We start from the raw sequence: 18,754 nt of genomic DNA, 5'->3' as shown, positions 1-18,754 counted from the left end.
CGCGGGCAGCGGCGGCTGTGCTCAGCCGGTCTTGCGGGCCGCCCGCCGTTTGCTCAACTCGTCGTCGGGAAAGGACTGCACCGCCGCGTGCTCACTGGGAAGTGATGCGAGGCTGCCTTCAACTTCGCGCCAGACACGTCCCACCGCAATGCCAAACACACCCTGGCCGCCCTGGACGAGGTCAATGACTTCGTCAGCGGAGGTGCATTCGTACACGCTGGCGCCGTCGCTCATGAGGGTGATCTGTGCCAGGTCCTCCACTCCGCGTTCGCGGAGGTGCTCAACTGCCGACCGGATCTGCTGCAACGAAACGCCGGTGTCCAGGAGCCTCTTGACGACCTTGAGGACCAGGATGTCCCGGAACCCGTAGAGCCGCTGGGAGCCTGAACCGGCTGCGCCGCGGACGGCCGGTTCAACCAAGCCGGTCCGTGCCCAGTAATCCAGCTGGCGGTAGGTAATTCCGGCGGCCTTGCAGGCGGTCGGGCCGCGGTAGCCGGCGTCCTCGTCCAGGACGGGAAGATCTTCGGTGAACAGGAGGCCCTGGGCACCGCTGGCGGGGACAGCAGCACCAGCCGTTGTGGGCTGTTTCAGCTCGCCTGCTTCGCCTTTGGGACTCACCTGGATCCTCCTTGTCTTTAGCCCCCGGGACAACTGCACAGCAGCATTTCACCGGCATGAAGTCCATGCATGTAATTTCGCGGGTCGCACTTACAGTGTGACTTGCGGGGCTGCCGTAAGCAATGGGAGCTTGATACCTTCGACGTTAGGCCTGCTGAGTCCCAAGGTCAAAGATGTAAGGGGCTTTCGAGGGGCGTGTCGAAAGTTTCAGGCTTAACTTTAACCTTAACGTGACCTCAGCCGTCGAAGTCTTCCGGCTCCACGTCGTCCAGGAACTCGCGGAAGCGTCGCAGCTCGCGCTCTTCGTCCACCGTAGGCCCGGGCTCGGTGTCCTCGCCTTCGTCGTGCTCGGTGATGCGCACGCCGGCCTCATCCATCACAGAGTCGGCACACCAGATCCGGCACTTGGCCCGCAGGGCGATAGCCAGGGCATCAGACGCCCGCGAGCTGACAGTGGTTCCGTTCTCGAACTGGAGCTGGCCGTAGAAGATGTTGTCTTCCACCGCCACGATATTGACGCTGACCACCGAGTGGCCCAGCGATTCAACCACGTCCACGAGGAGATCATGGGTCATGGGCCTGGGCGGCACCACCCCCTGCTGGGCCAGGGCAATGGCGCTGGCCTCCGGGGTTCCGATCCAGATGGGCACGTGGCGTTCGCCGCGGATCTCGCGAAGAAGAACCAGGGGCTGGTTGGAAGGCAGTTCGATCCGAACGCCTACGATCTCTACTTCGATCATCAGATGTCCATGCGTGAGATGTGGTCCTGCACCAGGGCCCGGTGCAGTGTGAGGCAGAGGTCGCTGATTTCCCGGGCGGCTTCGGCGGCCCGGGCCTGGGACGCGGAATCCTTCCGTGAAGCCAGGGGTGCCACGGCCCGCTCCACGAGCCCGAACTCGCGTTCCGCCGCCGCCTGGAACGGACGGAAGTGGCGGGGCTCCAGGCCGTGGCTTTCCAGCTGGACGCAGGCACGGGCCACTTGCAGGGCGTGCTCGTCAAACGCGCCGTTGCTGTGGCTGATCAACCCGAAGCTCAGCAGTGACTGGAGCAATGGCACGCTTGCCCCTGATTCCGTCCGCAGCTGTTCTTCGCTCAGCTTCCGCCCGCGGTTCTGGAGTTCGGCCGCGAGTTCATCGGAAACAATGCGCGGGGAAACCACGACGCCGGGAGGCAGGTTCTCCGGGCGTTCGCCCCTGTCGATGGCGTCGAGGTAGTCCTTGATGACTTTCAGGGGCAGGTATTGGTCCCGCTGGAGGGCGAGCACAAAACGAAGGCGTTCAACATCGCCGTCGGAATACTGCCGGTAGCCAGCCGGGGTGCGTCGCGGGTTGATCAGTCCCTTTTCTTCCAGGAACCTGATTTTGGACGCAGTCATTCCCGGAAAGTCGCTGCTCAGCTGCGCGAGGACTTCCCCAATGTTCAGGACCTGCGGTCCGCGGCGCTCCGGTTGTGCCATTGCCACAGGCAATTGTCCCGGGGTCAGCCGCGGCCTGCAGCGCGGGCAGGGCTCAGGTAGAAGGTGAGTCGGAATTTTCCGATCTGGACTTCGCTGCCGGACCTCAGCTCGACGCTGTCAACGCGGTCATGGTTGACGTAGGTGCCGTTGAGGCTGCCCGTGTCCACCACTTCAAAGCCACGTTCAGTGCGCCGGAACTCCACGTGGCGGCGGGAAACGGTGACATCGTCCAGGAAGATATCGGCGTCGGGGTGCCGTCCGGCAGTGGTGACGTCAGAGTCCAGCAGGAAGCGGGCGCCGGCGTTGGGGCCCGTGTGGGCGATCAGGAGCGCGGATCCGGCGGGAAGAGCCTCCACCGAGGACCGTTCCTCCGGCGACAGCCTGGGAGTGATGGTGGGTTCGTCGGTGACGGGTGTGAGGTGGATCGAGGTGGTCTCCGATGACTTGGCCTCACCAGCGCCGTAATCCCTGTCGGCAGGTTTCTTTTTGTGGCCAACCATGGATTCCTCCTCTTCCGCTGCAGCTGCTAAGCCTGCAATCACCATTTGCCCTCCAGATAAGCCTCGCCTATCCAGCAGCCGGCCCAATCCGGGCCTGACATGCGAAGACATGGAGTCTGCGCCTCAGGCCGGACCGGTTGAACCGGCTAGCTTTAGCCTACCTGCTGTTCGTACTCGGATGCACTGAGCAATGACTCCACCGCATCAGCTTCTGCGAGTTTGACCTCAATGAGCCAGCCGTCGCCATAGGGATCACTGTTGATCAGGGCGGAATCCGTGTCCAGCGAGTCGTTCCGGGCCACCACTTCGCCGCTGACCGGCGCATAGATGTCACTCACGCTTTTGGTGGATTCAACCTCGCCCACCACTTCATTGGCCGTGATCTTTGTGCCTACCTCAGGCATCTGTGCATAGACAACGTCTCCCAGGGCGTCCTGGGCAAAATCGGTGATGCCCACCCGGACCACGCCGTCGGAGTTGGGGGCAGTGACCCACTCGTGTTCGGCCGTGTAGGACAGGTCTTCGGGAATGTTGCTCATCTCGGGCCTTTCATCGGGTCAAACACCGGGTCGATCGGGGCCTGGAAAACAAGCCGCCGCTTGAAAGTATAGGCACAAGTCCACCGGCGTTCGAGGTGGGTTCTGACATGATGGGACCCATGACAGAACAAGCGCAGGCAACACTCCGGAAAAAGGGCAACTGGGCTGCCACGATCATCCTCGCCGGGGCGGCTGTGCTGGTTCTGGTCATCGCCTACTTTGCCCTGGCGGCCATCCTGCCCGTCTGGTGGGCAAACGTGATCAGGGACCAGGTCCGCGGCAATCTGGGCGCCGGGATCCTGCTGGGAATGTTCTACGGATTCACCTTCACGCTTGTCCCGGTGATGGTCGCCTGGCAGGCGACCCGCAAGGCAGTCCGCTGGCCATGGAAGCTCGCGTTGCTCCTTGTGGCCGTGGCGCTTGCCACGCCGAACCTCCTGACCGCGGCCATCATGATCAGCAACTCCACGGCAGCCCATAACGGCCAGCGGATCCTGGGTACCGAGGCCACATGGTTTCCGCTCTGGACGCAGCTCTCGGCTGTTGCCGCCGTTGTGGTGTTTGCCGCCGGGACCCTCCTGTGGGCCAACTGGCGTCAGCGCGGCAGGAAAGTGAAGGCCTTCAAAAAGGCCGACGCCGAACGGTCACGTGCCGCAGCGTCCGCCGCGACGGAGGCTACGGCCGGGAAGCCTGCCGGGACCAGCATCGATGCCGGAACATCAGCCGCCTCAGCCGACCGGGCCAACGGCAGGTAAGGCCATGCCGGAACTTCCTGAAGTCGCAGGCCTGGCCGGTTTCCTCGATGAGCACCTGCGCGGAACAACGGTGCGTAAAGTCCAGATCGTTTCGTTTGCCGTGCTGAAGACAGCGGATCCGCCGTACACCGCCCTGCAGGACAGGACCGTGACCGGCGTGCGGCGCTTTGGAAAATTCGTGAGCCTTGATACGGACGGCCCGTCCTTTGTGTTCCATCTGGCCAGGGCTGGATGGGTTCGTTTCACGGACTCCCCCACTGATACCCAACTGCGGATGGGCAAGGGCCACATCGCCGCGCGGCTTGCCTTCGCCGGCGAGGACGGTCCCCTGGGCATGGATCTGACCGAGGCAGGAACGAAAAAGAGCCTGGCTGTGTACGTGGTCCGCGACCCCCTGGACGTCCCGGGGATTGCGGCCCTGGGCCCGGATCCGTTCAGCCCGGCGTTCGACGTCGGCATGCTGGCAGAGATCATCGGATCCAGCTCACAGCAGATCAAGGGCCTCCTGCGCAGCCAGAGCGTGATCGCCGGAATAGGGAACGCGTACAGCGACGAGATCCTTCACGCCGCCAGGATCTCCCCTTTTGCGATCGCCAAGTCCCTGGACCGGGATACCGTGCAGGTCCTTTACGACGCCATCCACAGCATCCTGGGCACTGCCATGGCGGAAGCCGAAGGCAGGCCTCCGAACGAACTCAAGGATGCAAAACGGAGTCACATGAGGGTCCACGCCCGGACCGGGCAGGCGTGCCCGGTGTGCGGGGACACTGTCAGGGAAGTCTCCTTCGCGGATACCGCCCTTCAGTACTGCCCCACGTGCCAGACCAAGGGCAAGATCCTGGCCGACCGCAGAACCTCGAAATTCCTTAAATAGCCCCTGATCCCGCTGGAAAACAGCAACGAAAAATATCACGCGCAAGTATTGGTAGTTAAACTATCGATAGCGTTACTATCAGCGTATGAAGATCTCCGAAGTGTGCCGGCAAACCGGCGTCAGCGCGACGACGGTGAAGTACTACCAGCGAGAGGGGCTTGTGTCCGGCGGCGAGCGTGTCCACAGCAACCAGACGGTTTACAACGACAGCCACGTCCAGCGGGTGAAGCTGGTGCGGGCGCTTATCGACACGGGCGGCCTGTCGGTGGCTGCCACTAAGCGTGTGCTTGCCACCCTGGACTCGGATGACACATCGCTGGCGCATACGTTCGAAGCAGCCCAGCATGCTCTGGGCGTTGGCCAGGCGATGGCGGGGACAGCGGAACCCCTGGCGCGAGGCCGGATCAACCAGCTCGTCGACGCACAAGGCTGGCACACCAGCCAGGAGAATCCTGGCTTCGAGGTCGCCGCACGGACGCTTGATGCGTTTGCAACTATCGGCTTTGAGCCCCCAGACGAGTACCTGGATGCTTACGCGCAGGCTGCCGCACTGATCGCGCGGGCCGATCTCAGTGCCTTAGGAAGCCGCACCCGCCCGGACCTTATTGCCGAACTGATGGTGGTGGGGACCGTCCTGGGCGACGCGCTGATTGCCGGACTCAGACGCCTGGCCCAGCAGAACGAAACAGCGGACCTCTTTCCGCTGCCGGCAGGAACCCCAGGAGAAAAGGAAGCGACATGAGCAAACACGTAGTGCTCGGAGGAAACGGGATCATTGGCAGGGAAACCATCGGGGCGCTTCTGGCCGAGGGCCGGACGGTCTGTTCCGTCGCCCGGTCCATGCCGAATCTGCCAACGGCAACGCCCATCTTGGCTGACCTTCGGGACGCGGAGTCAGCAATGGTGGCGCTCCGCGGCGCTGACGTTGCCTACCTCACCGTCGGGGTGCCGTACACAACCCGGGCATGGAGACGGGACTGGCCCACAATCATGCAGAACACCATCGACGCCTGCCTTGCCCATGGCACCCACCTGGTGTTCTTCGACAACGTCTATGCGTACGGCCAAGTGGAAGGCCCCATGACGGAGTCGACGCCCATCCGGCCCTGTACCCGGAAGGGCCGCGTCCGCGCCTCGCTTTTGAGGATCCTTGAGGCTGCCTCCCGGGAGCGCGGCCTCAGCTGTAATATCGGCCGCAGCGCTGACTTCTACGGGCCGGGAGCGTCAACCAGTGTGTTCAACAACTTCGTCATAGACAATATCGCCAAGGGCAAGGCACCGGTGTGGCTCTTCGATGCACACCAACCCCATTCGATGACCTTCACGCCGGACATCGGCAGGGCACTGGCCGTCTTGGGCACGGACGAACGCGCCCGTGGACGCATATGGCACCTTCCAACTGCCCCGGCCCTGACTGGCGCCGACTACCTCGGGCTCTCCGGCGCCCGCCCGCCGTACCGGACCATGTCCTCAGGCACCCTGCGTATGGGCGCACTCTTTGTTCCTGCGGCCAGGGAGACCCTGGAGATGGCCTACCAGTACGAGGCGCCCTACGTCTTCGACTCCAGCGCTTTCACCACAACATTTGGGCATACCCCCACCGCGTATGCGGACGGAATCGCAGCCGCACGGGAGCACCGGCAGCGGACGCTTCAGTCAACGCCCTGACGCAAGATCCACTGAAGATACGACAAAGCCCCGGCGAGAAAGAATCTCACCGGGGCTTTTTTGGTCGGGCTGACAGGATTTGAACCTGCGACCCCTTGACCCCCAGTCAAGTGCGCTACCAAGCTGCGCTACAGCCCGTCAGTTCCGCCGTTCTCCGCTGCGTGTCAGCGCTGGATGTCCAACGTTTTCCACTCAGCAGTCCGGCCGAACCACCTCCAAAAGCTTACACGATTCCGGAGGGTGCCTGTGACATTAAGGGACTGCCACAGGCCTGGTGTGTCCTAATTAACGCTTCTTGCCGCGCTTTTCACGCACGCGCATGTTGACCTCGATGGGCGTGCCCTCGAAACCGAACGTCTCGCGAAGCCGGCGGGTGATGAACCGGCGGTAGCCGGGGTCCAGGAAACCCGTGGTGAAGAGTACAAACTTCGGCGGCCGGCTTGATGCCTGGGTGCCGAAGAGGATGCGCGGCTGCTTTCCGCCGCGGACCGGGTGCGGGTGCGCAGCCACGAGCTCACCGAGGAAGGCGTTGAGCCGGCCGGTGGGAATACGCTTGTCCCAGTTCTCCAGGGCCAGGTCCAGGGCAGGAACCAGGCGGTCCTTGTGCCAACCCGTCAGCGCCGAAATGTTGACCCTCGGGGCCCAGGCCACGTGGGCCAGGTCCTGCTCGATTTCGCGCTCCAGGTAGGTGCGGCGTTCGTCGTCCAGCAGGTCCCACTTGTTGAAGGCCAGGACCAGGGCCCGGCCGGATTCGATGGCCAGCTGAAGAATCCGGACGTCCTGCTCGCTCAGGACCTCGTCAACGGCCAGGAGCACTACGGCAACCTCGGCCTTTTCCAACGCGGCCTGGGTCCGGAGCGAGGCGTAGTAGTCCGCGCCCTGCGCCATATGCTGGCGGCGCCGGATACCGGCGGTGTCAACAAAGCGCCAGGTCCGGCCGCCGAGTTCGATGAATTCGTCCACCGGATCGCGGGTGGTGCCGGCGGTGTTGTCGACGACAACCCGCTCGGAGCCGGCCAGCTTGTTCAGCAGTGAGGACTTGCCCACGTTCGGGCGTCCGATCAGGGCGATGCGCCGCGGCCCGCCGGAGCGTTCCAGGCCCTCGATGGTGGAAAACTCGGGGAGAGTGTCCATCACGTGGTCCAGGAGATCCGCCACGCCCCGGCCATGGAGTGCCGAGACGGGGTAGGGCTCGCCGAAGCCAAGGCCCCACAGCGTGGCTGAGTCAGCTTCCTGGGCGAAGTCGTCCACCTTGTTGGCCACCATGATGACAGGCTTCTTGCTCTTGCGGAGCATCTTCATGACGCCCTCATCCGTGGCGGTGGCGCCAACGGCCGAGTCAACAACAAACAGCACCGCGTCAGCCAATTCCACGGCCATTTCGGCCTGCTCGGCAACGCGTGCGTGGATTCCGCGGGCGGAATGCTCCCAGCCGCCGGTGTCCACCAACGTGAAGTTGCGGCCGTTCCAGGTGGCAGAATACATCACACGGTCGCGGGTAACACCAGGGGTGTCTTCCACCACGGCCTCACGGCGGCCGAGGATCCGGTTAACCAGCGTGGATTTGCCCACATTCGGACGGCCGATAATGGCAAGTACAGGATCAAGCTTGACGGGGCCGTCGAAGTCTTCGTCGCCGTACTCCCCGCTGAGCAGGGCAGCGTCCTCTTCATCCAGCTCATAGTCGTCCAGACCGGCGCGGAGCGACGCCGCGCGCATCTCCGCTTCGTCATCGTCCAGGGCAGCCAACCGTTCGGCCACCTGGTCGGTGCCGGTGGGCGTGTATTCGTCTTCGCCGGCGCCGGAGTGGCCGGAGGATTGAGTCGTATCGCTCATTGCACGTTCCTTAGTGGTCATCTGCCGGCGTCCCGGCTACTGCGTGAAGTTCTTGCGGAAGATCCGCGTGGGGCAAAGGCTGCCCACTGAATTGGATGGTGTCCAGGACATGCCCTGCCAGCGCAGCGCGGATTTCCATTCCCGCCCTGTCCATTGAAGCACGGCCTGTTTCGCCGGTATTGCGGCTCAGCGTCAGGGCATTGCCGAAACTGACGTGGAACCGCCGCCCAAGTTTGGGGACCGAGTCGAGGTGTTCGTCTTCTATCCGGGTGCCCAGGATAGCGACCGGCACCACGGGAGCTCCCGAGTTCAGCGCCAGCCACGCGACACCATTACTGATGTCCGTTGCCTGCCCACTCCCCCGCGTTCCCTCAGGGAGTATGCCCACGCAGCGGCCGGCGTCGAGCACGTCCTTGCTAAGCAGCAGCGCCGCACGGTCTCCGGAGCGGTCCACCGGGAGCTGCCCGGAGGCACGAAGCACCCGTCCGAGGAAACCGTTGAACATCTCCTTTTTGACCAAGATGTGCATGGGCCGCGGTGAAGCGCCGAACATCACCGGGCCGTCCAGGAAACTGATGTGGTTGGCGGCGAAAATGACGGGTCCACCGGTTGGTACGTTGTCCCTGCCCGTGACCGAGGTCCGGTACACCAGGTGGTCCAGAATCCAGCCCACAGGCCGGCTCCAGGTCATGGTCCAGCGGGAGGGCAATCGTGCGCAGCGGTCAGTCACGGTTGAGGACCTTTGTGACGATGACAAGGGCAGCATCCACCGTTTCAGCGAAGTCCAGCTCCGAGGAATCGAGGGTGACCACGCCGTCGGCAGCCTGGGTGAAGTTCACCACCGTGGAATCCTTGGCGTCGCGCCCGGTCACCTGGGCTGCGAGCTGGTCCGCGTTCTGGGTCCCGCCCAGCTGGATTCCCCGGCGGCGGAGCCGGGCCTCTTCGCTTGCCGTCAGCAGCATCCTGACTTCCGCTCCGGGCGCGACGACGGTGGTAATGTCCCGCCCTTCCACCACCATCCGGCGGTGGTGCTTTTCGATCAGTTCGCGCTGGCGGCGGATCAGCTCGGTCCTGGCGCCAAGCGTCGTGGCGACGATGCTTACTGCTGAAGAAATCTCCGGTTCGCGGATGGCCCCGGTGACGTCGACGCCATCCACCCGCACGAATTCCTCCAGCGGGCTGGTGCTCACGTCCAGGACAAGGTCCCTGGCGGCCTGCTCCACGGCAGCTGCCTCATTAAGGTCGATCCCGCTGTTGAGGCAAAACCAGGTCAGTGCCCGGTACATGGCACCGGTATCGAGATAGGCCAGCCGCAGCCGCCGGGCAACTTCCTTGCTGACGCTGGACTTACCCGAGCCGGAGGGACCGTCAATGGCAACGACGAGCGGCCTGCCGACGCGCAGCGCAGGCAAGGTATCAAGAAGTTCCTGTGTCATTACTGGAGTACCCGCCATCCGCGGTCGTTGAGTGCTTCGATCAGGTGGTCATGCTTGTTCGGCAGTACGGAAAGCTCCACCATGCCAACATTCTGGCCGGAGGAATGATCGAGCCGAAGGTCCTCCACGTTCACGCCGATCTCACCGATTTCGGTGAGGAGCAGCGCGATCTGCCCTGGCTTGTCATCCACCAGGACTGTGAGCCATGAGTAGGCCTGCGGAGGGCCGCCGTGCTTGCCGGGTATCCGGGCCTGGCCGGCGTTGCCTTCGCTGATCAGCTGGGCAAGGTCAAGCCTGGCACCGGGCGCCGCCGGTGCTTCCAGCGTGCCGATGAGACGGTTGAGGTCTTCGCGGACGCCGTAAAGGATCTCCACGACCTTCGGTGCGTTTCCGCCCAGGATCTGGACCCACAGGGTGGGATCACTGGCCGCGATCCTGGTGACGTCGCGCAGGCCGTTGCCGGCCAGTGAGAGGGCGTGGAGCGGCGTGCCCTGCAGCCGGCTGGCCAGCAGGGACGACATCACCTGGGGCAGGTGCGACACCAGTGCCACCGCTTCGTCGTGCTCGTCCGGGGTGAACTGGGATACCACCGCACCAAGATCCGTCGCCAGCGCATGCGCTGTCTGCACAGCGGCGGCTGACGTTTCCTCTGACGGACAGAGCACCCAGGGCATGGACGTAAAAAGCTCACCGCGGGCAGCGACCGGTCCCGATTTCTCGCGGCCGGCCATGGGATGGGTACCCACGTAGCGGGAAAGGTCAACCCCACGACTGCGCAATTCGTCCAGGATGGCACCCTTAACGCTGGCGATATCAACCACCACGGAGTCGGGGTAGTCGGCCAGCGCTTTAGCCACCACATCAGCAGTCACGTCGGGCGGGGCAGCCACCACCACAAGCTCCGGTTTCCCGTCGTCGATCTCCCCCAAGGGCAGGCCGGCGCCGATATCAACGGCGACGGCCTGGTTGGTGGGAGAGGGGTCGGACAGGAACACCGGCACACCGCGTCCACGCAGGCCAAGCCCGATGCTGGCACCGAGCAGCCCGGTGCCAATCACCACTACCGGCCCGTTAAGGTGTCCGCGGCCGTGCGTGCGAAATGCGGACATGCCTCAGAGCCCTACGGATGCCAGCAGGTGACCGACTTCCTGCTTGCCGAGGTTCCGGATGCTGCCCTGGCGCTGGTCGCCCAGGCCGATGGGTCCAACCTTGACGCGCACCAGGCGCAGGACCGGGAAGCCCACCTCATCAAAGAGGCGCCGGACAATCCGGTTCTTGCCGGAGTGCAGGACCACTTCGATCAGCACGTGGCCAGGGGTGGAGTCCACCAGTTTGAAGGAGTCAACGGATGCGATGCCGTCCTCCAGCTCCACGCCTGCCTTCAGCTGGGCGCCAACACCCTGGGGGAAGGGGCCGCGGACCTGGACGAGGTACGTCTTGGGCACCTCGTAGGAAGGGTGCGTCAGCCGGTTGGCCAGTTCGCCGTCGTTGGTCAGCAGCAGCAGGCCCTCGGTGGCGACGTCCAGCCGGCCCACATGGAACAGGCGTTCGCCCTGGTGGGTCTTGCGCACGAAGTCACTGATGCAGGGACGTCCGTCGGGGTCCTCCATGGTGGACACCACGCCCTTGGGCTTGTTAAAGACCATGTAGACCAGATTGTCATCCAGCTGGATGCGGAGGCCGTCGACGTGGATAACAGCAGTTTTGGGATCCACGCGCACACCGAGTTCGGTGACCACCTGGCCGTCAACTTCCACCCGGCCTTCAGCGATCATTTCCTCACAGACGCGGCGTGAAGCCACGCCGGCCTGGGCCATGACCTTCTGCAGGCGGACGCCGTCGGCATCGTGCAGTTCAGACTGTGGAACAGCGCCGCGGGGGCCGCGCTTGCGCGCCGGCTTGCGGACGGGGCCAAGGTTCTGGCCAAAACGTTCGCTGCCGAAGGCGCGCGATGCCGCCGCTCCCGGCTTGCCGGTGCGGGGCTTAGGCTTGAGCGCACCAGGAGTGCCGGGAGCCTTGTTGGCGCCAGGCTTGCGGGCGGCAGGCTTACGCGAGGAAGGCTTGGCGTTGGGCTTCCAGTCCGAGGTGGCCCGTCCGTCCTGGGCTGCGGGGGCCTCGTCCGGATCGATGAAGCGCTCTTCGCGGGGCCTGGGTGCCTTGTAGGGCCGGTCGCCGCCGCTAAAGCCGGCACCGCCGAAGCCGCCGCCGCGCTTGCCGGCACTGCCGCGGAACCCGCCGCCCTGCGCACCGCCGCGGCTGCCGCCGCCCTGGGCGGGATTGCGGCTTGCGCCGCCCTCTGTTGAGTTGCGTTCTGAACTGTTACGTCCCGAACTGTTACGTGGTGAACCCTGGCGTCCCGCCTGTGTCATGACCCGTCCTTCGATATGTCGGCCGGCAAGTTGTCCAAGGACAACCCTAACCAGCCATGCAGAATTTATCTGCCCTGATGAATACTCTTGTGCGCAGGCGGGAATTCCCGCCTACATTCTTTCGGCGTCGTAGAACTCCTCGATGCCTTCCAGCCCCGGAAGATGGGGGGAAAGCTGAGGCAGGTCCGCCACAGAGCCGATCCCCATCCGTTCCAGGAAATACGACGTGGTCCGGTAGAGGATGGCGCCCGACTCGGGGTCTGTTCCCGAGTCTTCGATCAGCCCGCGCTGTGTCAGTGTCCGTACGACAGAATCAACATTGACTCCTCGAATTGCAGACACCCTTGCCCTGGAAACGGGCTGCCGGTACGCGATGACAGCGAGTGTTTCCAGCGCCGCCTGCGTGAGCCTGGCTGTCTGACCTTCAAGCACAAACCTGCCAACGACGTCGGCAAATTCCGTGCGTGAGTAGATCCGCCAGCCACCGGCGATATTCCGCAATTCAAAACCCCGGGGGCTGGAGCTGAAGCCAGCGTCGCTGGCAACGTCCGTGTCCGGGGCTTTAACAGTATAGCCGCTATACTCACGCTGCAGTTCCGCAAGGAACTGTTCGACGACGGCGACGGTCAGGTTCAATCCCGATGCCAACTCGGTGGCGGTGGCCGGCTGGTCAAGAACCATCAGTACGGCTTCGATGGCGGCTTTGGCCCCTCCGGGCAGGTTCCGAACGTCTGCGCCTGACTCAGCGCCGGAGGCTCCAGCTGAATCGGTACTGGCAGCTGGATCGGCATCCGGAAAGTCCTCGTTCACTGCTGCTCCTCATATTCTTCGCTCAAGTTTTCCGTGGACCAGTCCTGGCCGTCAGCGGTCCAATGCACAGTGAGGTCCCCCAGCGGGGAAAGCTGGTCGAAGGACACCACCTTGTCCCGGAACATCTCCAGCAGGGCGAGGAACCTGGCCACCACCACCAGGGTTGAGTCTGCATCAGCAATCAGGGCCCGGAAGGACAGAGGCTTCCCCAGCTGCAGCCGGAGGCCAAGGATTTCGGCCTGTTCCCTGACACTGACCGTGCTGCCGTGCAGATGTGCCAGGCCCACCTCGGTTGGCCTGGGCGTCTTGGGCTTCAGCGCAGCCTCGGCCAGCCTGGCAAATTGGTCCGGGGTGTGCTTCCAGACAAGTTCGGGGAGCATGGCGGCGAAGTGTTCCTCGAGGGCCACCTGGCGGGGGAACCTCTGCGCCTCCTGCTCGAGGGTGGCGCCGATCAGGCCCGCCACCTGCTTGAACGCCTTGTATTGGAGCAGGCGGGCGAAAAGGAGATCGCGGGCTTCAAGCAGTGCGATGTCTTCATCGTCCTCCACTTCGCCGGCGGGAAGCAGCCGGGCGGCCTTCAGGTCAAGCAGGGTGGCGGCGATGACCAGGAACTCACTGGCTTCATCCAGGGCCCATTCCTCGCCGAGCTTCTGGAGCTTCCTGATGTACTTAATGAATTCATCGGTGACCGTTGCGATGGCCACCTCGGTGATGTCCAGCTGGTGCTTGGCGATCAGGCCAAGCAGGAGGTCAAAAGGCCCGGTGAAGTTGGCCAGCCGGACCTCAAAGCCGGGTTTGGTTTCAGGCACGGCCTGGCTAGGGTGCGCCACCGCGGGAGATCAGCTCTTTGGCCAGGCGGCGGTAGGCATCGGCACCGATGTGGTTGCCGGCATAGCTGGTGATGGGCTCCGCGGCAACCGTGGCATCAGCAAACTTGATGGAACGCTTGATGACTGTCTCGAAGACCTTGTCCCCGAAAGCCTCCACCAGGCGGGTGATGACCTCACGGCTGTGCAGGGTGCGGGCGTCGTACATGGTGGCTAGCACGCCGTCCACCTGCAGGCGGGGATTCAGCCTGTCCTGGACTTTGTCGATGGTCTCCACCAGCAGTGCGACAGCCCGGAGCGCGAAGAACTCGCAGATCAGGGGAATGATGACGCCATGGGCGGCGGTCAGGGCGTTCACAGTCAGGAGTCCCAGCGAAGGCTGGCAGTCGATGAGCACAACGTCGTAGTCGTCCTCCACCTTCTTGAGCGCGCGGTCCAGGACCTGTTCCCGGGCTACCTCGTTGACCAGCTGCACTTCGGCGGCGGAGAGATCGATATTCGCCGGCAGCAGGTCCACATTCTCGACGCCCGTTTGGTGGATGGCATCGCGGATGTCCACTTTGCGGTCCATGAGGACGTTGTAGATCGTGAGGTCGAGTTCATGGGGATTAATACCGAGGCCGGCGGACAAAGCGCCCTGGGGGTCGAAGTCCACCAGCAGGACCCTGCGGCCGTATTCTGCCAAGGCCGCGGCCAGGTTGATGGTGGACGTGGTTTTGCCGACGCCGCCTTTTTGGTTGACCATGGCGATGACACGGGCCGGACCATGGGACGACAGAGGGGCAGGTTCCGGGAATTCGCGGTACGGGCGCCCGGTGGGACCCATCACGGCGTCTTCCAGATCCAGTTCCGTGCCTTCCAGAGTTGCTGAACCCTGTTCGCTGCTCACGTATCTATCCACACTTTCGATGACGGTGATTTTTTCTGCCGCTGACTCTCCAGCGCCCATGCTTCTTTCCACCCAAGGCTACAGCGCCGACACGGCATTCCATGGAACTTGACATTTCACGGCGTTTGAGCCTTTACCTTTTACCTGAGGTCGAAGGTTGGAATTCCGCCGAACAGGAAACCACCCGCACAGGCTGAGCTGTGCGGGTGGTTTCCTGGCGCCGGGGCGCCTGCTTTCCAGCGGATCTAGACGGTGGCGGGAACAGCCTTGCCCGAGGCCGGGCTTTCCTGGACCTCGTGGTGGCCGGCGATCATGGTCGTCTCGTCGAAGGGCTCCTCGCCGGACAGGACACGGGTGACCTGCTCGCCGTCGATTTCCTTGACCCAGGTACCGATCAGGAGGGTGGCTACCGCGTTGCCGGTGAAGTTGGTCAGAGCGCGGGCTTCAGACATGAACCGGTCGATTCCGACGATCATGCCAACGCCGCCGAGCAGTTCCGGCTTGTGTGCCTGCAGGCCGGCGGCCAGTGTGGCCAGGCCTGCACCGGTGACACCGGCTGCACCCTTGGAGGCGATGATCATGAAGATCAGCAGGGAAACCTGGGCGCCGAGATCCAACGGGGTTCCCATGGCGTTGGCCACGAAGAGTGACGCCATGGTCAGGTAGATGGCGGTGCCGTCCAGGTTGAAGGAGTAACCGGTGGGTACGGTGACGCCAACAACCGGCTTGGACACACCCAGGTGCTCCATCTTGGCGATGAGGCGGGGCAGTGCTGCCTCGGAAGAAGAGGTGGAGAAGATCAGGAGGTATTCGCGGGCCAGGTACTTCATCAGCTTGAAGATGTTCACGCCGGTCACTACCTGAAGCAGGCCACCGAGGATCACCACGATGAAGAGGGCGCAGGTGATGTAGAAGGCGGCCATCAGGGTGAACATGCTGACGATTGCAGCGACACCGGTCGCGCCGACGACTGCAGCGATGGCACCGAAGGCGCCCACCGGAGCAAGCCACATGATCATGATGAGGATCCGGAATACCAGCACCTGGCCGTGGCTGATGGCCTTCAGGACAGGAGCGCCCTGCGGGCCCATCTTCTGGAGGGCAAAGCCTACGAGGATGGCGGCGAAGAGTGTGGGCAGAACCGGAATGTCGCCCGGAATGATGCCCAGGAGGAAGGCAACGGTGCTGTCTACTTCTGCCTTCTTGTTGGGGTCGTATGCGGCCAGCTTCAAACCTTCACCGGGGTGGATCAGGTTACCAACCACAAGGCCAATGCCCAGGGCGAAGGTGGACATAAGGACAAAGTAGCCCAGGGCCAGGCCGCCCACCTTGCCAACGGTGGCTGCCTTGGCGATGGAGCCAATGCCCAGGACGATGGTGCAGAAGATGATCGGCGCGATCATCATCTTGATGAGCTTGATGAAGCCGTCGCCAAGCGGTTTCAGCGCTTTGCCGACCTCGGGGAACATCAGACCGACAAGGGCGCCCAGGATCACGGCGGCGATGACGGCAATGTAGAGGTAGTGGGATTTGTCCAGCCCCTTGCGGGCGGCCTTTGCAGGCGCTGCTGACTCTCCTCGTTGAGAAGCCATGATGTGTCTCCTTATGGATAATCTGGAAGACGCTTCGGCTCAGTCTCTGGGCCCTTCACGTCGGTCCGGTGTGATATCCATCATTAGGTACACCGTGACTTAGCTCACCGTTGCGTTCATATTGGTCATGGGAGGTACGAAATGATCCACCGCTGGAGTATCGCCCGCCGGCTGTTTGTAGCCAACCTGCTGATTGTGCTGGCCTTCCTCGCGATCGTGGGCACCGCAACGTTCACCGACGCCCGGGACCGCGCCTACGAGGAAGCCGGGCGCCGTATGACGGGGGTGGCTGCGGCCATCGCTGCGAATCCCTTGGTGCTCCAGGCAGCGGACGCCCCGGATCCGACGGCGGTCCTGCAGCCGTATGCACTGGATGTGATGGCGGGAGCGGGCGTGGACTTTGTCACGATCATGGCCCCGGACCGCACCAGGTGGACCCATCCGCGGGATGAGGAAATCGGCCGGCCGTACATTGGTTCCATCGATGCCGCACTCCAGGGCGGCGTCCTGACGGAGGTCACGGCAGGCACCTTGGGACCGTCGGTGCGAACCATCGTCCCCGTCAAGGACGCAGGCGGCAACGTGAAGGCGCTGGTCGCAGCCGGCGTTACGGTCCGGACCGTCGACGTGGCCCTGTCCAGCAGGCTGCCGGCGCTGCTGGGCATCGGCCTGGCCTTGCTCGTGGGCGGATCGGTTGCTTCGTGGCTGTTGGGCCGTTACCTTCGCAAGGTCACGCGGGGCTGGGGACCGGAACAGCTCGCCCAGCTCTTCGCCTATTACGAATCCGTCCTGCACTCCGTCCGGGAAGGGCTCATCCTGATCGACACCAAAGGCAGGGTGGTCATGTATAACGACCAGGCTGCTGAACTGCTGGGGCTCGAGCCCCGGGGATCGGGCGATGATCCTTCCCAGCCGCCGTCGCTGGCCGACCTTCCCCTTGCCGACAGCCTGAAGGAACTTTTTGAATCGGGGCGCACCGCCCTCGACGAAATCCATCTGACAGGACCGCGCATCGTGGTGGTAAACCAGGGCCCCGCCCTTGGTCCCGACGCACCAGGCGGGCGCCGCCCCGCCGTGTTCGGCACGGTGGCCACCATCCGCGACCGGACGGAAATTGAATCCCTGGGCAGCGAACTCCAGACCATGAGGACACTCTCTGACGCGCTCCGGGCCCAAACACACGAACATGCCAACAGGCTGCACACCATGGTGTCCCTCCTCGAACTGGGCCGGACCCGGGAGGCGCTGGAGTTCGCCACGAAGGATCTTGAGCTCAGCCAGCAGCTCACGGACGAAATGATCAGCTCAGTGGATGAACCCGTCCTCAGTGCCCTCATCATGGGCAAGGCGTCCGAAGCGAACGAACGGGGTGTGAAGTTGTCGCTGAGGACCCTGGGCTCCGCCTCCCTCACGGGATTGGCAGTCCAGGACCTCGTCACCATTCTGGGCAACCTCCTGGACAATGCCATTGACGCGGCTGCGGACGGCGAGGCACCCCGGGAGGTGGAACTGACAGTGGAGTCCGACGCCGAGGGACTGGACATCACCGTGCGGGATTCGGGCTCGGGGGTTGACCCCGAAGCGGTGGAACATATCTTCAAGCACGGCTTCAGCACCAAAAAGGCTGGCCCCTTCGGACGTGGAGTAGGCCTGGCCCTGGTCCGGCAGGCAGTGCAGCGCCTGGACGGTACGATGACCATCACAGGCACGGACGGAGCCCAGTTCCATGTCTTCCTGCCGGCCATGGCGCCCGGTGCCGACAAAGAGGAGCAGTACCAGTGAGTGAAATCCGCGTCCTCGTGGTGGAGGACGAGCCGGTTGCCTCCGCGGCCCACGCTGCATACGTGGGCAGGCTTGAGGGTTTCACGCTTGCCGGTACCGCTCCGGACGGACAGTCCGCGCTCCGCCTCCTCTCCGACTTTGCCGCCTCCGGTGACCCTGTGGAACTCGTCCTGCTGGACATGAACCTTCCCGATCTTCATGGCCTGGACATTGCCCGGCGGATGCGCGCGTCCGGAATACTCGCTGACATCATCGCCATCACGGCTGTCCGGGAACTGGCCATCGTCCGGAGCGCCGTGGCCATCGGCGTTGTCCAGTACCTCATCAAGCCCTTCACCTACGCCACCTTCGCGGACAAGCTGGCCAGCTACCGCCTGTTCCGGCAACAGCTCGCCTCCCCCGAGCCCGGCTCTGGTTCGCGAAGGACCGGCGCCTCGCAGAGCGAGGTGGACCAGGCCTTCGCAAGCCTCCGGGCGCCGTCAGAGATGCCTTTGCCGAAAGGACTCTCCGTTTCAACACTGGAGTCTGTCCAGGACTACATGAAGCAACACTCCGAGGCTGTCTCAGCCGCGGAGGTCATGGATGCGCTGGGCATGTCCCGCGTCACGGCACGGCGCTACCTGGAGTATTTGGCCGATGCCGGAACAGTGTCCCGGACGGCCCGTTACGGGACGCCCGGGCGGCCGGAGAACGAATACAAGTGGAGTGGGCGCTAACACCAAGCCCCATTGGCTGTATACATAATCGGCTGAACTTCAGCCTTTTTTCGTCTTTCTTCCCGTCTTGCGCCTAAAATCCCACAT

The 18,754-nt window shown here is 63.7% G+C and carries 20 protein-coding genes and 1 tRNA gene; 6 read left to right on the top strand and 15 right to left on the bottom strand.

Annotated elements, in window-relative coordinates; all coding sequences use genetic code 11:
• Positions 1–21: 21 nt before the first annotated feature.
• The 5 genes from F8G81_RS08580 to gcvH form a co-directional block, all read right to left on the bottom strand.
• Positions 22–618 carry a MerR family transcriptional regulator gene (locus tag F8G81_RS08580; protein ID WP_267278564.1) on the bottom strand — a complete coding sequence of 199 codons (597 nt, stop codon included), beginning with the start codon at positions 616–618 and terminating at the stop codon, positions 22–24.
• A gap of 236 nt (positions 619–854) precedes the next feature.
• Positions 855–1,358, bottom strand: a complete 504-nt coding sequence (locus F8G81_RS08575; protein ID WP_267278563.1) for a bifunctional nuclease family protein — start codon at positions 1,356–1,358, stop codon at positions 855–857.
• Positions 1,358–2,074: a MerR family transcriptional regulator gene (locus F8G81_RS08570; RefSeq protein ID WP_267278562.1), complete on the bottom strand. Its 717-nt coding sequence runs from the start codon at positions 2,072–2,074 to the stop codon at positions 1,358–1,360. The genes F8G81_RS08575 and F8G81_RS08570 overlap by 1 nt, the downstream gene beginning before the upstream one ends.
• 23 nt (positions 2,075–2,097) lie before the next feature.
• Positions 2,098–2,574: an FHA domain-containing protein gene (locus F8G81_RS08565; RefSeq protein ID WP_267278561.1), complete on the bottom strand. Its 477-nt coding sequence runs from the start codon at positions 2,572–2,574 to the stop codon at positions 2,098–2,100.
• A 152-nt stretch (positions 2,575–2,726) separates the two neighbouring features.
• On the bottom strand, positions 2,727–3,113 hold the full coding sequence (gene gcvH / locus F8G81_RS08560) for a glycine cleavage system protein GcvH (RefSeq protein ID WP_267278560.1): 387 nt from the start codon (positions 3,111–3,113) through the stop codon (positions 2,727–2,729).
• 119 nt (positions 3,114–3,232) lie between these two features.
• Between gcvH and F8G81_RS08555 the strand changes: the two genes are divergently transcribed.
• From F8G81_RS08555 to F8G81_RS08540, 4 genes are all read left to right on the top strand, one after another.
• Entirely contained in the window at positions 3,233–3,868 is a 636-nt protein-coding gene (locus tag F8G81_RS08555) for a hypothetical protein (protein WP_267278559.1), read from the top strand.
• Positions 3,869–3,872: 4 nt separating this feature from the next.
• Positions 3,873–4,742 carry an Fpg/Nei family DNA glycosylase gene (locus F8G81_RS08550; RefSeq protein ID WP_267278558.1) on the top strand — a complete coding sequence of 290 codons (870 nt, stop codon included), beginning with the start codon at positions 3,873–3,875 and terminating at the stop codon, positions 4,740–4,742.
• An 85-nt stretch (positions 4,743–4,827) separates the two neighbouring features.
• Positions 4,828–5,484 (top strand): MerR family transcriptional regulator, encoded by a 657-nt coding sequence (locus tag F8G81_RS08545; protein WP_267278557.1) that lies wholly within the window; start codon positions 4,828–4,830, stop codon positions 5,482–5,484.
• A complete protein-coding gene (locus F8G81_RS08540) occupies positions 5,481–6,410 on the top strand; it encodes an NAD-dependent epimerase/dehydratase family protein (protein ID WP_267278556.1) in 930 nt (309 codons plus the stop codon). The genes F8G81_RS08545 and F8G81_RS08540 overlap by 4 nt, the downstream gene beginning before the upstream one ends.
• A gap of 61 nt (positions 6,411–6,471) precedes the next feature.
• On the opposite strand, the gene F8G81_RS08535 is transcribed toward F8G81_RS08540, so the two are convergent.
• The 10 genes from F8G81_RS08535 to F8G81_RS08490 all read right to left on the bottom strand — a co-directional run bounded on the left by F8G81_RS08535 (position 6,472) and on the right by F8G81_RS08490 (position 16,169).
• A tRNA-Pro gene (locus F8G81_RS08535) sits at positions 6,472–6,548 on the bottom strand.
• Positions 6,549–6,695: 147 nt separating this feature from the next.
• Positions 6,696–8,246: a ribosome biogenesis GTPase Der gene (der, locus tag F8G81_RS08530; protein WP_267278555.1), complete on the bottom strand. Its 1,551-nt coding sequence runs from the start codon at positions 8,244–8,246 to the stop codon at positions 6,696–6,698.
• Between the two features lie 10 nt (positions 8,247–8,256).
• Entirely contained in the window at positions 8,257–8,937 is a 681-nt protein-coding gene (locus F8G81_RS08525; protein WP_267279169.1) for a lysophospholipid acyltransferase family protein, read from the bottom strand.
• Between the two features lie 31 nt (positions 8,938–8,968).
• Entirely contained in the window at positions 8,969–9,682 is a 714-nt protein-coding gene (cmk, locus tag F8G81_RS08520) for a (d)CMP kinase (RefSeq protein ID WP_267278554.1), read from the bottom strand.
• A complete protein-coding gene (locus F8G81_RS08515; RefSeq protein WP_267278553.1) occupies positions 9,682–10,791 on the bottom strand; it encodes a prephenate dehydrogenase in 1,110 nt (369 codons plus the stop codon). Before F8G81_RS08515 ends, cmk begins: the two co-directional genes overlap by 1 nt.
• Positions 10,792–10,794: 3 nt before the next feature.
• The gene (locus F8G81_RS08510; RefSeq protein WP_267278552.1) at positions 10,795–12,051 is read right to left on the bottom strand and encodes a pseudouridine synthase; all 1,257 of its coding nucleotides are present in this window, start codon (positions 12,049–12,051) and stop codon (positions 10,795–10,797) included.
• Positions 12,052–12,162: 111 nt separating this feature from the next.
• Entirely contained in the window at positions 12,163–12,732 is a 570-nt protein-coding gene (gene scpB, locus F8G81_RS08505) for an SMC-Scp complex subunit ScpB (RefSeq protein WP_416377136.1), read from the bottom strand.
• Positions 12,733–12,857: 125 nt separating this feature from the next.
• The gene (locus tag F8G81_RS08500) at positions 12,858–13,670 is read right to left on the bottom strand and encodes a segregation and condensation protein A (protein WP_267278550.1); all 813 of its coding nucleotides are present in this window, start codon (positions 13,668–13,670) and stop codon (positions 12,858–12,860) included.
• Positions 13,671–13,677: 7 nt separating this feature from the next.
• Positions 13,678–14,577, bottom strand: a complete 900-nt coding sequence (locus tag F8G81_RS08495) for a ParA family protein (protein ID WP_267278549.1) — start codon at positions 14,575–14,577, stop codon at positions 13,678–13,680.
• Positions 14,578–14,822: 245 nt separating this feature from the next.
• Entirely contained in the window at positions 14,823–16,169 is a 1,347-nt protein-coding gene (locus tag F8G81_RS08490) for a cation:dicarboxylate symporter family transporter (RefSeq protein ID WP_267278548.1), read from the bottom strand.
• A gap of 141 nt (positions 16,170–16,310) precedes the next feature.
• Here F8G81_RS08490 and F8G81_RS08485 point away from each other — a divergent pair, with 141 nt between their 5' ends.
• Together F8G81_RS08485 and F8G81_RS08480 are read left to right on the top strand one after the other, a co-directional pair.
• A complete protein-coding gene (locus F8G81_RS08485) occupies positions 16,311–17,951 on the top strand; it encodes a sensor histidine kinase (RefSeq protein WP_267278547.1) in 1,641 nt (546 codons plus the stop codon).
• The gene (locus tag F8G81_RS08480) at positions 17,948–18,667 is read left to right on the top strand and encodes a response regulator (RefSeq protein ID WP_267278546.1); all 720 of its coding nucleotides are present in this window, start codon (positions 17,948–17,950) and stop codon (positions 18,665–18,667) included. The genes F8G81_RS08485 and F8G81_RS08480 overlap by 4 nt, the downstream gene beginning before the upstream one ends.
• Positions 18,668–18,754 lie beyond the last annotated feature (87 nt).

It is taken from the genome of Arthrobacter sp. CDRTa11, assembly GCF_026427775.1.
In the GTDB taxonomy this organism is placed as follows: domain Bacteria; phylum Actinomycetota; class Actinomycetes; order Actinomycetales; family Micrococcaceae; genus Arthrobacter.
The sequence above is the reverse complement of the archived record's forward strand: the minus strand, read 5'-3'. Positions and strand labels throughout refer to the sequence as shown.